Origin of the sequence: Rhodanobacter sp. AS-Z3 (assembly GCF_029224025.1) — a bacterium.
GTDB lineage: Bacteria > Pseudomonadota > Gammaproteobacteria > Xanthomonadales > Rhodanobacteraceae > Rhodanobacter.
Map to the genome: position 1 here is coordinate 494,044 of NZ_CP119392.1, position 13,966 is coordinate 508,009.

Here is a 13,966-nt window from a genome sequence, read left to right on the forward strand (position 1 = left end):
TCGAAGATGCATGGCATCGGCAACGACTTCGTCGTGCTCGACTGCCGCGAACACGCATTCGCGCTGCAGCCAGCGCAGATTCGCGCCCTCGGTGATCGCCATACCGGGGTGGGCTTCGATCAATTGATCAGCATCGAGCCACCGCGGGACCCATCCTGTGCGTTCTATTACGGCATCTGGAATACCGACGGTTCGCCGTCGGGTCAGTGCGGTAACGGCGTGCGCTGCGTGGCCGCATGGCTGCATCGCGCGGGCGCGCTGGCGATCGGCGAATTGGTAATGATCGAAAGCCCGTCCGGTCCAGTGACGGTGCGTCTGGCAAACGCGCACGAAGTTACCGTGGACATGGGCGAGCCGGTGTTCGAGCCCGCAGGGATTCCACTGCTGGCTGACAGCATGGCGGACCACTACGAAGTCGTCGTCGACAACCGGACACTGGTGTTCGGCGCGGTCTCGATGGGCAACCCGCACGCCGTGGTAACCGTGAACGACCTGGCCGACCCGGCGCTGGAGCAGCTCGGGCCGCTGCTGACCGCCCATGCCTCGTTTGCCGAAGGCGCCAATGCCGGCTTTGTCCAGCGGGTGGATCGAAGTCACCTGCGTTTGCGCGTGCACGAACGCGGCGCCGGCTGGACCCGCGCCTGCGGTACCGGCGCCTGTGCCGCGATGGCCATATTGCATCAGCGCGGCGAGGTCAGCGACTCGGTCACCGTCGAACTTCCCGGCGGCAAGCTGCGGATCGACTGGTCCGGCCCCGGCCACCCGCTGTGGATGAGTGGCCCGGCGGCCTTCGTTTTCGAAGGTGAATGGCCGGTTTCGGCACTCAGCGGGTAATGAGGCGGTTGAAGCGCGCGCCGGTCCATCGCACACTCCGAACTGGCGGCATGCACCCGCGCCGGTCGTGACACGGTTCGAGGACTTTCCCCCATGAGCGCAAGCACCTTGCTCGATGATGCCACCCAGGCCCGGGTGGTCGCTGCCTATCTGAAACGCCATCCGGAGTTTCTCAGCGAATATCCCGAGCTGGCCGCCAAACTGACCATGCCCCGCCCGCAGGGCGCGGTGTCGTCACTGGCGGTATACCAACTACAGAGTCTGCGCGACAAGAATGCGGAACTGGAGCGCCAGCTGGCCGAACTGGTGGCAATCGCTGCGGATAACGAAAAGTTGATGGAGCGCGTGCACGCGCTGACGGTGGCCTTGCTGCGGGCAAATACCATGGAGGTCGCCACCCGCACGGTGATTGCCAAGCTGTCTGCGGACTTCCATACCGAACAGGTGCGCCTGCTGTTGTTCGGCGACGAACCGCTGCTGCCGCGTACCGACTGGATGCAGCAGATTCCCGAAGGTGCGGCGGCCCTGCCGGAGTTCAGCGAATTCCTGCAGAAAAACGAGCCGGTTTCCGGCCGACTTTCCACGGAAAAACTTGAGCGCCTGTTCGGCGCCGACGCGGCACAAATTCAGTCAGTGGCGATGATGCGGCTAGGCGACTGCGGCATGCTGGCCATTGGCAGCGCCGATCCGGATCGCTTCCAGCCGGGTATGGGCAACCTGTTCCTGAAGATGATCGCCAGCACCATCACCGCGGCGCTGGCACGTGCACGGGATGTCTCCTGAGCCGTCGATGAGCCCACAACAACAGGTTGAACTGTGGCTTGCGCGGCTGGCTGACGAACGGCATGCCTCACCGCATACCACCGCAGGTTATCGCCGCGACCTGGCCAAGCTGCTGCGCTTCATGCACGAAGGCAACATCGGCTCGTTCGAAGCACTGGATACCAACCGAATGCGCAGCTTCGTGGCGGGCGAGCATCGCGCGGGACTGGCACCAAAAAGTTTGCAGCGGCTGCTGTCATCCTGCCGCAGCCTGTTCCGCCAACTCAGTCGAGAAGGCTTGCTGGCACATGACCCGTTGCTCGGCATCCGCGGCCCCAAGGTACGCCGCAAGCTGCCTCAAGTACTCGACGTGGACGAAGCCAGCGCACTGGTCGAAACCGACAGTGGCGGCAAGCTGGCGGTGCGTGACCGCGCGATGCTGGAACTGTTCTATTCCAGCGGATTGCGTCTTTCCGAACTGGTCGGCCTGCGCTGGCTCGACCTGAGCCTCGACGACGGCGAAGTCCGCGTACTCGGCAAGGGCAGCAAGACGCGCATCGTGCCGGTCGGTCGCCACGCCATTGCCGCCTTGCGCGCGCTCGGTGCCGAGCAGGGCATGCCCGCGGACGGGCCGGTGTTCCGTGGGCGTGGCAATGCACCGATCAATCCGCGCACCGTGCAGTTGCGCATGAAGACGCTGGCGTTGCAGCAGGGCATCCCCAAGCACATCCATCCGCACTTGTTGCGCCACACGTTCGCCAGCCACATGCTGGAATCCTCCGGTGACCTGCGCGCGGTGCAGGAGCTGCTCGGCCACGCCGACATCGCCACCACGCAAATCTATACCCATCTGGATTTCCAGCATCTGGCGAAGGTTTACGACGCCGCGCACCCGCGAGCCCGACGCAAGCCGTGACGTGACGGGATGCATTGAAGCGAAACCGTGACGGCCCCATGTCATCGGCTCAAGCCCAATTCGCGGAGCCTCCATGGAATCGTTTCACGCCACCACCATTGTCTGCGTGCGCCGCGAAGGGCGCGTCGTGATTGGCAGCGACGGCCAGGTCACGCTGGGTAACACGGTGATGAAGGGCAACGCCCGCAAGGTGCGTCGACTGGGCAAGACCGGTGAAGTGGTTGCGGGTTTCGCCGGCGCTACCGCCGACGCATTCACCTTGTTCGAACTGTTCGAACAGAAACTCGAAAAGCACAACAACAACCTCACCCGCGCTGCGGTGGAGATGGCCAAGGAATGGCGTACCGATCGCCGTTTCGGCAAGCTCGAGGCGATGCTGGCGGTGGCGGACAAGGAAGTGTCGCTGCTGATTTCCGGCAACGGTGACGTGGTCGAACCCGAGCACGGCCTGATCGCGATTGGTTCCGGTGGTCCGTTTGCGCAGTCCGCGGCGATGGCGCTGCTGGAAAACACCGAACTGGATGCACGCACCGTCGTCGAGAAGGCGCTGAAGATCGCCGGCGACATCTGCATCTACACAAACCACAACGTGTCGATCGAAGAGCTGTAAGCCCCCTCGATCCATCGTCACCCGGGCCGGCGCCGGGATAGCGACTGAAAACCCCTCTTTCTGGTGATCCCATGTCTGAATTGACTCCCCGCGAAATCGTCAACGAACTCGACCGCTACATCATCGGCCAGCACGATGCCAAGCGCGCGGTGGCGGTGGCGCTGCGCAGCCGCTGGCGGCGCATGCAGTTGCCGACGGAAATGCGCAACGAGATCACGCCGAAAAATATCCTGATGATCGGACCGACCGGCGTCGGCAAGACCGAGATCGCCCGTCGCCTGGCCACGCTGGCGAATGCGCCCTTCGTGAAAGTGGAAGCCACCAAGTTCACCGAGGTCGGCTACGTCGGCAAGGATGTCGAGTCGATCATTCGCGATCTGGCCGATGGGGCTTACAAGCTGACCCGCGAACAGGCGATCAAACGCGTGCGTACGCAGGCCGAGGATCGGGCCGAGGATCGCATCCTCGACGCCCTGCTGCCGCGCCGCCAGGCCCAGCCAACCGACTGGAGCCACGACGCCGCGCCAGCCCCCGCGATCGACAGCGATACCCGCCAGAAGCTGCGCAAACAGCTACGCGAAGGCGTGCTGGACGAGCGCGAGATCGAACTGGACTTCGCCATGAATGTGGGTGTGGAGATCATGTCGCCACCCGGCATGGAGGAAATGGGCGCGCAGTTGCGCCAGATGTTCCAGAACATCGGCGGCGCCAAGACCCAGCAGCGCAAGCTGGCGATCAAGCTGGCGCGGCCGCTGCTGATCGACGAAGAAGCCGGCAAGCTGCTCAACGACGAGGAGATCCGCGCCCAGGCGATGGAGAACGCCGAGCAGAACGGCATCGTCTTTATCGACGAGATCGACAAGGTCGCCCAGCGCAGCGACCACGGCCATGCCGGGGTCAGTCGTGAGGGCGTGCAGCGCGACCTGCTGCCGCTGGTGGAAGGCTCCACCGTGTCGACCAAGTACGGCCCGATCAAGACCGATCACATGCTGTTCATCGCTTCCGGCGCGTTCTCGCTGGCCAAGCCGTCGGATCTGATCCCCGAGCTGCAGGGCCGGCTGCCGATACGGGTTGAGCTTTCCGCGCTGTCGGTGGGCGACTTCAAGCGCATCCTGCGCGAGCCGCACAATGCACTGACCAAGCAATACATCGCGCTGCTCGGCACCGAAGGCGTCACCATTGAATTCACCGAGGCGGGCATCGACCGATTGGCCGAAGTGGCATTTCAGGTCAACGAGCGCACCGAGAACATCGGCGCACGCCGGTTGCACACCGTGATGGAGCGTCTACTTGAGAAAATCTCCTTCGACGCGGCGGACAAATCCGGTGAAAAGTATCTTATCGACGCCGATCAGGTGGATAGCAGTCTGGGCAGCCTGGTGCAGAACGAGGATCTCAGCCGCTATATCCTCTAGCTTGCAACCACGTAACAAGCCAGCCAGCGCGCTCTGCTAAAATGGATCCCGTGAATAACGTCATCGAACTGAAAAATACCGGCCAGCGCGCCCAGTTGCGCGAGGCGCAGCAAAAGCAGACCTTGATCCGCTTGTGGCGCGACGAGCTGGAACACGGCAGCTTCTGCGGTTACGTGGGTGGCGTCGGCCGGGAGTTTTTCCTGCTGTGGGTGGTCGGTGACGGCATCACCTACGACGGCATGTACGTGATGCGTCACCGTGATATTTCCGAACTGGAAGCCCCGGACAAGCACCATGTGTTCTTCGAAAAGGCACTGGCGCTGAAGCACATCCTGCCGCGTCCGCCGCGCGGCTTCCCGCTGGACAACATCCGCGAAGTCATCCAGGCCGCTGGTGCGCAGGCGCCCGTCATTGGCGTGCATGTGGACAGCGAGGACGAGTCGGAGGTTTGCTATATCGGCCGGCTGGTCAGCGTCGAGGAAGACGGTTTCAACATGCAGGAACTGAGCCCTGACGCAGAATGGATGCGCGAGGCATCGTTCTTCAGCTGGGACGAAGTTTCCACGGTAAGCATCGAGGATGCCTACGCGCAATCGCTGCTGGCCGTCGCCGGCCCCGCACCCGAGCTGTTGCCCAGCGGTGAAACCGGCCTCGGTCGCGCGCCATCGCCCTGAGCGGTGGCAGTAGCGCTGCAACCGTTAAGCTCTCACTTCGTCTTCCCTCGAAACAAGTGAGCAATAGATGACCCGCATCGTCGTCGTCGGCAGCGTCAACATGGATCTGGTCACTCAGGCGCCGCGTTTTGTCGGCCCTGGGGAGACCATTCTGGGCGACCGTTTCCTGACCGTACCCGGTGGCAAGGGAGCCAACCAGGCCGTCGCGGCAGCTCGACTTGGCGCCGAAGTGGCACTCGTTGGCGCCATCGGCAACGACGCGTTCGGCGCGCAACTGCGCGACGGACTGGTCAGCGAAGGTATCGACCTCAGCCAGCTGACCCAGCTTGATGATTGCGGCAGCGGCACCGCCTCGATCACGGTTGCCGAGGGCGAGAACCAGATCATCGTGGTACCGGCGGCCAACGCAAGGGTAACCCCGGCGCAGGTTGAAAGCGCGCAGGCCTTGATCAGCCGGGCTGACGCGGTGCTGGTGCAGATGGAAATTCCGCTGGACGCCGTCGAAGCCACACTGCGACTCGGTCATCGACTCGGCACTCCGGTTATTCTCAACCCCGCTCCGGCACAGCAGCTGCCCACCGACTGGCTGAGACTTGCCCGTTACGTCACGCCGAACCAGCATGAACTGGCGATACTGCTTGGCGCAGATCTCGCGGAAGATTTCCGCGAACTGATGCGTCGCGCGCCCTGTCCGGTAGTGCTGACCCGTGGCGGCGAAGGCGCCTGGTATCGCGACGCAGGCGAACCGACCCATCAAGCCGGCTTCAAGGTCAGCGTGGTCGACAGCACCGGCGCCGGCGACACGTTCAACGCTGCGCTGGCGGTATTTCTGCACGAAGGCCTGGCCGCCGCGGTGCGCAAAGCCTGCCTTGCCGCCGCGCTTTCGGTGACCCGGCTCGGCGCCCAAGGCGGCATGCCACGCCTCGCCGAACTTGATCGGCAACTGTCCGAACATTCCGCCTGATCGCACCGGCGCAAGCAGCGGCCATGTTGGCGCTATGCTGCGGTCATGCGCCTGCGCGATCTCGGCTTCCTGCTCGCCTTCTCCACCGCCCTGCTGCCGTGGGGTGCGCGGTCGCTTGGCCGAGCCGGCGTGCCGCTCGATCTGGCTACATGGTTTCCGCTGCTCTTCATTTTCGGCATCGTGCCGCTGATCGATGCACTGGTCGGACAGGACCGCAGCAACCGGCTCGATCCTGAAGAAGTCGGTCGGCTCGACCGGAATCGTTACTTCCGCACACTGACCGCGCTGGTCTTGCCGTTGTGGCTGGCCACATTGGCATGGTGCACCTGGCAATTCATCAGCTGGCCGTTGGGGCCGGTCGGCGCACTCGGCTGGATTCTCTCGACCGGGGTGATCGGCGGAACGCTGGCGATCAACCCGGCACACGAATTGATCCACAAATCGTCGCGGATCGAACCGCTGATCGGCGGCATCCTGCTATCAAGCGTGGGCTACCAGGGTTTCAAGGTGGAACATGTGCGCGGCCACCACCTGCACGTGGCCACGCCAGAGGATTCCTCCTCGGCACGACTCGGCGAATCGGTCTACGCGTTTGTGCCGCGCGCGCTGTGGCGCAACGTCCGCAATGCCTGGCGGCTGGAATCGGCACGGCTGCGCCAGCGCGGCAAATCCGTGTGGTCGATGCATAACGAGATGGTGCACTGGACCCTGCTGTGGCTTGTGTTCATGGGAGTGGCGGCCACGTGGGGCGGCTTCCGCGGCTTGCTGTTCTTTCTGGCACAAGGCCTGGCCGCGGCAGCGACGCTGGAAGTGATCAATTACGTTGAGCATTACGGTCTGTCACGCCGCGAGATATCACCCGGCCGTTATGAGCGCGTCACTCACCTGCATTCGTGGAACTCGTCGCAACGCTACACAAACTGGTTGCTGTTCAATCTGCAGCGCCATTCGGATCACCATGAAACCGCGCGGCGGCGCTATCAATCCCTGTTGCACCATGAAGACAGTCCGCAATTGCCGGCCGGCTACGCCAGCATGTTCGTGCTGGCGCTACTGCCACCGCTGTGGCGTCGGGTGATGGACCCGCGAGTACGCGCAGCGGCGCAGTAACTCACTTGCCAATGCAGAACGAACTGAAGATCGCGCCAAGCAGATCGTCGCTGCTGTAGCTGCCGGTGATTTCACCGAGAACGTGTTGGGCTTGGCGCAGTTCTTCGGCGGCCAGTTCGCCGGCACGACTGCTGTCGAGAATGTGCGCGGTTTGATCGAGATGTGTGGCTACGTGCTGCAACGCCAGCACATGACGCCGGCGCGCACTGAAGGCGCCTTCGCCGCTGCCCGCGCCGGCCAGCAACTTCAGGTGCTCACGCAAGCTATCGAGGCCTTCGCCGGTTTTCGCCGAAACCCACAGCCAGTGCATGCCATCGCACTGATCGTGCCGTGGCCGCAGCTGGTCGATGTCGATCTTGTTGATCAGTACTACCCGTTCAACGCCGGCCGGCACGTTATCGAAAAACGCCAGGTCGGCGGCATAGCCGGCGTGGGTGGTGACCAGCAGGGCAACATCGGCACGCTGCAGTTCGCCGTGGGCGCGACGCACACCTTCGCGTTCCACCTCGTCGTCCGTTTCGCGCAGGCCGGCGGTGTCGGCCAGTTCAAGCGCGATGCCGTCGAGGCTCAGGCTTTCGCGCAACACATCGCGAGTGGTGCCGGCGATCGGCGTGACGATGGCACGGTCACTGCCAGACAGTGCATTGAGCAGGCTCGACTTGCCGGCGTTAGGCCGGCCCACGATGGCTACCTTGAGGCCATCGTTTAGACGCACGCCGCGTTGCGCCTCGCGCAGGAGTTCGGCCAACTCCGCATGCAGGCGTTCAAGTTGCGCCGTGATAGCTGGGTCGGCCAGGAAGTCGATTTCCTCTTCGGGAAAATCGATCGCAGCCTCGATGTGCACGCGCAAGGCGATCAGCTCATGCAGCAGCGCCTCAACTTTGCGCGAGAACACGCCTTCCATCGATTGCAGAGCCGCGCGCGCGCCCGCTTGCGAACGCGCGGCAATCAGATCGGCCACAGCTTCCGCCTGGGCCAGATCCAGCTTGCCGTTGAGAAATGCGCGCTCGGTGAATTCGCCGGGGCGGGCCAGTCGTGCGCCGAGTTCGCAGACGCGACGCAGCAACAGGTCCAGCAGCACCGCGCTGCCGTGGCCTTGCAGTTCCAGCACGTGTTCGCCGGTGTAGGAGGCTGGCGCGGGGAAGTGCAGCAACAGACCACGATCGATCAACTCACCTTGCGCATTCCAAAACGCTGCGAAGTGCGCGTAGCGCGGCTGCGGTGCGCGGCCAAGCAGGGCCTGCGCGATCGCCGGCACGGCAGCCCCGGACACGCGCAGTACGCCCACACCTGCGGCGCCTGGTGCGCTGGCGATCGCTGCAATGGTGTCGCTGCTGTGATCGCTCATGATTCGCCGACTTGTGCGAAGTCAGCCGCGACGGTTGCCCGATCGCGGCTGACAGGAAGACCGTGACGCGAACTCAGGCAGCCTTGGGCGTGGCCACTTCTTCACGATCAATGTGATGGGTGATCCACCACTGCTGACCCAGACCGACGATGCCGTTGACGGCGTAGTACAGGCACAAGCCGGCCGGGAAGAAGGCGAACATCACCGTGAACAGCAGCGGCATCACCTTCATCATCTTGGCTTGGGTGGGATCCATGCCCGCCGCGACCGGATTCAGGATCTGTGTTCCCAGCATGACCGCCGCGTAGATGATTGGCAGGATGTAGAACGGATCGGGCGCGCTGAGGTCGGGAATCCACATGAACGGTGCGTGGCGCAGTTCCAGACTGTACTCGAGCACATAGAACAAGCCGTAAAACACCGGAAGGGTAATCAGCACCGGCAGGCAGCCGCCCATCGGGTTGACCTTCTCCTTCTTGTACAGCTCCATCATCGCGGTCTGCATTTTCTGCTTGTCGTCGCCGTAACGCTCCTTGAGCGCCTGGACACGCGGCTGCAGCTTGCGCATGCGGGCGCTGGAGCGGTACTGAATGGCGGTGAGCTTCCAGCTCAAACCCTTGATCAGCAACACCAGCAGGATGATGGCCACGCCCCAGTTCTTGGTGATGGCATGCAATTGCGACAGCACCCAGTGCATCGGCACGGCGATGATCTTGAACATGCCATAGTCGATGGTCAGATCGAGGCCGGGCGCGATTGCGTCCATCGAGCCCTGCTTGTTCGGTCCGAGGTACAGACGCGACTGGCTGGTGACGGCCTGACCGGCCGCGACATTGAGGGTGGGCCCGACGGTACGGATCAGGAAACGCGGATGCGCACTGTCCGGGTTGATCGTATCGGTGAGGTAGTGCTCGGTCTGTCCCGCCGGTGGAATCCACGCGGCCACAAAGTACAAGCGCAACATCGCGGCCCAGCCACCCTTGATCTGAGCATTGAGCTGATCTTTGGGTTCGCCGAACTGCTTGAACGTTAGCTTCTCGAACTTCTCGCCGGTGAACCAGGCCGCGCCCTGAAAGCTGCGCGATTCCGGGTTGGTGTAGTTGGCCAGCCAGTTGCTCGGCTTCGGCGGCTGCACCCGCAAGAGTTGCTGGTAGGCATTGCCCTGCCAGGCCGTGGTGCCACCGTTATCGATACGCTGGCTGACGTCGATGACGTAGCTGCCGCGCTTGAACACGTAAGTCTTGGTGACCTTGAGGCCAGCGGCGTCTTGCCAGGTAAGGTCGACCTTCAGCTCATTCTGACCGTCTGCCAGCGTGTACGAGGTCTTGTCGCTGTGGAACAGCGCCAGATGGTTCGGCTGATCGGCCGCTGCCGTGTCGCTGCTGCTGACCAAACCGTTCTGGGCCACCGAGTAGTGCGCATCATCGCTGGAAAGCAGTACGGTCGGCGGCGGATTCGGCGCCTTGCGTGTGCGTGGTGCGTTCGGATAGGCCAGCAAGTCCGCGTGCACCAGACTGCCGCCGCGGCTGTCCACGCTCAGCTTCAACACGTCGGTCTGCACCGTGATCAGCTGCGCCGGCGCAGCCGCTTCGGTGCTCACCGTGCCGACGGCGGGCGTCGCGGCACCTGTGGCATTGCCTGCAGCGCCGGGAATGGCACCCGGCACGCTGGCATCGCTGGAAGGAACACTAGCCGTCGGTGCAACCGTCGACGGCGCTGCCGGTGCATAGTCTTTCTGCCAGGCCATGAACAGCAGGTAGGCCACAGCCAGCAGAGCGAACATGAGGAAGGTGCGCGTTTGATTCATCGCGTAGCAGGTCCAGGTAACGCCACGACACGTGTCAACGCCGCGGAGACAGTAAGGAAAGAGGTCAACGCTCGATTGTGGTGGTCTGGCCGGCGCGCTTCAATGGTTCAGGTGCCGCGGCATGACTGGCCAGCAACTTTTTCCACAAACCATCGAGTTCGATGAGCAACTCGGCTCCCGGCACGCCGGCAGCCTGTTCGCGCGCCATCACCATCATGTCGACTGCCGGCAGTTGATGACGCACGCGACGAAACGATTCGCGCAGCAGCCGCTTGATCCGGTTGCGCTCGACCGCCCGTTTCGAAACACGCTTGGAAATCGCCAGACCGAGTCGGGCATGACCCAAATCGTTGTCACGAAAACGCAAATGAAAACAGCGGCCGCCTGCGCGTCCGCTGTTTGTCCGCAAGGCGGCGAAGTCACCCGGCCGTCGTAGCCGCGCATCGCGCGGCAACCCGGCAGTCAACATGACGCCCGGCCCGATTACGGGATGAGGCGCTTGCGGCCCTTGGCGCGACGGGCGTTGAGAATCTTGCGACCGTCGGCGGTGGCCATACGGGCACGGAAACCGTGCGTGCGAGCGCGCTTGAGCTTGCTTGGCTGGAAGGTCCGCTTCATGGCTTACTCCGAAGGGAATGTGGATAAAAAGGTTGGAAAGTATGGCGGGCTTTTGCGGTCGCTGTCAAATGGTTGCAACTCGACTGCTGTGGACAGGCTTGTGGATATGTGGGCGGCCGGCCTGTGGATGAGGCTGCTAGACTAGTCCATCACCCCGCGCAGCAGCGCTTCAAAGCAGTGGTTGATTTCATTCATGAGTGATCTGTGGCGGCGCTGCCTTGAGCGCCTGGAGGGCGATCTGAGCGCCGAAGACCTGCACACCTGGCTGATGCCATTGCAGGCGCGTGAGGACACTCGGGGTTTGCAGTTGTTCGCACCGAACTCCTACACGCTTGAGACTGTTCGCGAGCGTTACCTGCCGCAGATCGAAGTCGTTGTGGCCCAGTTGGGCGGCAAGCCTTGCCCGGTCCGGCTGGAAGTTGGCTCGAGCGCGGCCCGTCCGGCTCCAGTGACCAAGCCAGCCGCCGCACCGGCCACCCGCCCTGCAGCCGCTGCGACGACCCCGCATCATCACAACCTCGATCCGCACTACACCTTCGAAACCTTCGTCGAAGGCAAGTCCAACCAGCTGGGCAAGGCGGCGGCGATCCAGGTGGCGACCAACCCTGGCCGCGCCTACAACCCGCTGCTGCTGTACGGCGGCACCGGCTTGGGCAAAACCCATTTGATGCACGCGGCGGGCAATCTGATGCGCGAGCGCAACCCCGACTTCAAGGTGCTTTACCTGCGCTCGGAACAGTTCGTCGGTTCGATGATCGAAGCGCTGCGCGCCAAGAGCATGGATGAGTTCAAGCGGAAGTTCCGCTCGGTGGATGCGTTGCTGATCGACGATATTCAGTTCTTCGCCGGCAAGGACACCACTCAGGAAGAGTTTTTCCATACTTTCAATGCCTTGTTCGAGTCGAAGCAGCAAATCATCCTGACCTGCGACCGCTATCCAAAGGAAGTGGACAAGCTTGAGCCGCGGCTCAAGTCTCGACTGGGCTGGGGTCTTTCGGTGGCTATCGAGCCGCCGGACTTCGAGACACGGGCGGCGATCCTGCTGGCCAAGGCTCACGAAAAGGGCGTGGGCGTGGACGAAAGTGTCGCCATGCTGCTGGCCAAGCGCATCCGTTCCAACGTGCGGGATCTCGAGGGTGCGTTGAACACGCTGGCTGCCCGCGCGAACTTCTATGGCAAACCCATCACCACCGAATTTGCCGAGGAAACCCTGCGCGACCTGCTGGCTACCCATGCCCAGGCAGTGACCATCCCGAACATTCAGAAGATCACTGCCGAGTATTTCAACGTTCGGCTGCAGGACTTGCTGTCGAAACGCCGGGTGCGTTCGCTGGCTCGGCCGCGGCAGATCGCGATGACGCTGTCGAAAGAACTGACCGAACACAGCCTGCCGGAAATCGGTGAAGCGTTCGGTGGTCGCGACCACACCACCGTGATGCATGCCTGCAAGACGATCCGCAAGTTCATCGAAACCGACCCGCGGATACGTCAGGATTGGGAACAATTGATCCGGACGCTGACCGGTTGATCCAAACAGGCGCAAAGTTATGGATAAATGGGCGTGCAGGCTGTGGATAATAGGTGGATGAATTGACCGCTGAAGTTATCCACATTTCACACACCGGTAACCCGCGTTTCAGAGCACAGCTTAAAAATCAAGTAAAGCGTTGATTCAATTGTGCTTTTCTCATTTTTTGAGTTATGCACAGCGCCTACAACAACTACTAAACTTCTTTTAAAGACAGAACAGCAGGTATAGGGGAAGCATCGCCATGCAATTCAGCATCCAAAGAGAAGCCTTGCTCAAGCCGCTGCAACAGGTTGTCGGCGTCGTTGAACGTCGGCAGACGTTGCCTGTTTTGGCCAACCTGCTGGTCAAGGTCGGCGACAACAAAGTTTCGCTGACCGGCACCGATCTTGAAGTTGAGATGGTTGCAACCACTGATGCTGAAAAACTGGTGGATGGTGAAATAACCATCCCGGCTCGGAAACTGTTCGACATTGTGCGCGCGCTTCCGGACGGAGCTCGGATCGACTTGAAGTTGAACGGTGACCGCGTTGCCCTGAGTGCCGGACGCAGTCGCTTCACGCTGACGACGTTGCCAGCCAGTGAATTTCCAACGGTGGATGAAATCGAGCTGGTCGAAAAGGTCAGCCTGCCGGAAGAGGTTCTGCGGGACTTGATGGAACGCACAGCGTTTGCGATGGCCAACCAGGACGTGCGCTATTACCTCAATGGCATGTTGCTCGATCTGCAGGAACACACCTTGCGCTGCGTGGCAACCGATGGCCACCGTCTGGCAATGAAGGAGACTGAACTGCAAAGCTCGGTAAGCACCCGACGTCAGATCATCATTCCCCGCAAGGGCGTGAACGAGCTGGTGGGTTTGCTGGAATCGGGCGACGGCCTGGTCGAACTGGAGTTTGGTCGCAACCACCTGCGAGTTCGACGTGGCGAAGTGGTGTTCACCTCGAAGCTGATCGACGGTCGTTTCCCGGATTACGAGGCGGTGATTCCGTTGGGTGCCGACAAGACCGCAACGTTGGACCGCGAAGTTCTGCGTGGTGCCTTGCAGCGAGCAGCGATTCTCTCCAATGAAAAGTACCGCGGTGTAAGGCTCGAATTGTCGCCTGGCAAGTTGCGGATCATTGCGCACAACCCTGAGCAGGAAGAGGCGGTCGAGGAAGTCGAGGCGGAGACGCATGTCTCGGACTTGGCAGTCGGTTTCAATGTGGGCTATCTGCTCGATGCGCTGGCGGCACTGCGCGGTGACCAGGCTCGTTTGAGTTTGCGTGACGCGCAGTCCAGCTGCCTGGTGCAGGAGCACGACAACGAACATGCGCGCCACGTGATCATGCCTTTGCGGCTCTGACTTCCTGCGCATGGCTTTCGCGGTTATCGGTAAAA

14 protein-coding genes are annotated in these 13,966 nt (G+C 62.3%); 10 read left to right on the top strand and 4 right to left on the bottom strand.

Annotated features, from left to right (window positions below):
- Positions 1 to 6 precede the first annotated feature (6 nt).
- The 8 genes from dapF (at position 7) to PY254_RS02165 (ending at position 7,285) form a co-directional block, all read left to right on the top strand.
- Entirely contained in the window at positions 7 to 834 is an 828-nt protein-coding gene (gene dapF, locus PY254_RS02130; RefSeq protein WP_281015134.1) for a diaminopimelate epimerase, read from the top strand.
- 93 nt (positions 835 to 927) lie between these two features.
- Entirely contained in the window at positions 928 to 1,617 is a 690-nt protein-coding gene (locus tag PY254_RS02135; RefSeq protein ID WP_281013842.1) for a DUF484 family protein, read from the top strand.
- 7 nt (positions 1,618 to 1,624) lie between these two features.
- The gene (locus tag PY254_RS02140) at positions 1,625 to 2,512 is read left to right on the top strand and encodes a tyrosine recombinase XerC (RefSeq protein ID WP_281013843.1); all 888 of its coding nucleotides are present in this window, start codon (positions 1,625 to 1,627) and stop codon (positions 2,510 to 2,512) included.
- Between the two features lie 73 nt (positions 2,513 to 2,585).
- A complete protein-coding gene (hslV, locus tag PY254_RS02145) occupies positions 2,586 to 3,122 on the top strand; it encodes an ATP-dependent protease subunit HslV (RefSeq protein WP_281013844.1) in 537 nt (178 codons plus the stop codon).
- Positions 3,123 to 3,193: 71 nt separating this feature from the next.
- Positions 3,194 to 4,537 (top strand): ATP-dependent protease ATPase subunit HslU, encoded by a 1,344-nt coding sequence (gene hslU, locus PY254_RS02150; protein ID WP_281013845.1) that lies wholly within the window; start codon positions 3,194 to 3,196, stop codon positions 4,535 to 4,537.
- 41 nt (positions 4,538 to 4,578) lie between these two features.
- Positions 4,579 to 5,211, top strand: coding sequence for a hypothetical protein (locus PY254_RS02155; RefSeq protein WP_281013846.1), 633 nt, complete (start codon positions 4,579 to 4,581; stop codon positions 5,209 to 5,211).
- 67 nt (positions 5,212 to 5,278) lie between these two features.
- On the top strand, positions 5,279 to 6,175 hold the full coding sequence (gene rbsK, locus PY254_RS02160) for a ribokinase (RefSeq protein ID WP_281013847.1): 897 nt from the start codon (positions 5,279 to 5,281) through the stop codon (positions 6,173 to 6,175).
- 45 nt (positions 6,176 to 6,220) lie between these two features.
- Positions 6,221 to 7,285 (top strand): alkane 1-monooxygenase, encoded by a 1,065-nt coding sequence (locus tag PY254_RS02165; protein ID WP_281013848.1) that lies wholly within the window; start codon positions 6,221 to 6,223, stop codon positions 7,283 to 7,285.
- Between the two features lies 1 nt (position 7,286).
- Here the strand turns inward: PY254_RS02165 and mnmE are convergent, their stop codons facing one another.
- From mnmE to rpmH, 4 genes are all read right to left on the bottom strand, one after another.
- Complete coding sequence (gene mnmE / locus PY254_RS02170; protein ID WP_281013849.1) at positions 7,287 to 8,633, bottom strand: tRNA uridine-5-carboxymethylaminomethyl(34) synthesis GTPase MnmE; 1,347 nt, start codon at positions 8,631 to 8,633, stop codon at positions 7,287 to 7,289.
- Positions 8,634 to 8,706: 73 nt separating this feature from the next.
- Positions 8,707 to 10,440, bottom strand: coding sequence for a membrane protein insertase YidC (gene yidC / locus PY254_RS02175; RefSeq protein WP_281013850.1), 1,734 nt, complete (start codon positions 10,438 to 10,440; stop codon positions 8,707 to 8,709).
- Positions 10,441 to 10,504: 64 nt separating this feature from the next.
- Positions 10,505 to 10,909 (bottom strand): ribonuclease P protein component, encoded by a 405-nt coding sequence (rnpA, locus tag PY254_RS02180; RefSeq protein WP_281013851.1) that lies wholly within the window; start codon positions 10,907 to 10,909, stop codon positions 10,505 to 10,507.
- Between the two features lie 14 nt (positions 10,910 to 10,923).
- Entirely contained in the window at positions 10,924 to 11,058 is a 135-nt protein-coding gene (gene rpmH / locus PY254_RS02185) for a 50S ribosomal protein L34 (RefSeq protein WP_008211413.1), read from the bottom strand.
- Positions 11,059 to 11,251: 193 nt separating this feature from the next.
- Here rpmH and dnaA point away from each other — a divergent pair, with 193 nt between their 5' ends.
- Both dnaA and dnaN read left to right on the top strand, forming a co-directional pair.
- The gene (gene dnaA / locus PY254_RS02190) at positions 11,252 to 12,586 is read left to right on the top strand and encodes a chromosomal replication initiator protein DnaA (RefSeq protein ID WP_281013852.1); all 1,335 of its coding nucleotides are present in this window, start codon (positions 11,252 to 11,254) and stop codon (positions 12,584 to 12,586) included.
- 244 nt (positions 12,587 to 12,830) lie between these two features.
- Positions 12,831 to 13,931 (top strand): DNA polymerase III subunit beta, encoded by a 1,101-nt coding sequence (gene dnaN, locus PY254_RS02195; RefSeq protein ID WP_281013853.1) that lies wholly within the window; start codon positions 12,831 to 12,833, stop codon positions 13,929 to 13,931.
- Positions 13,932 to 13,966 lie beyond the last annotated feature (35 nt).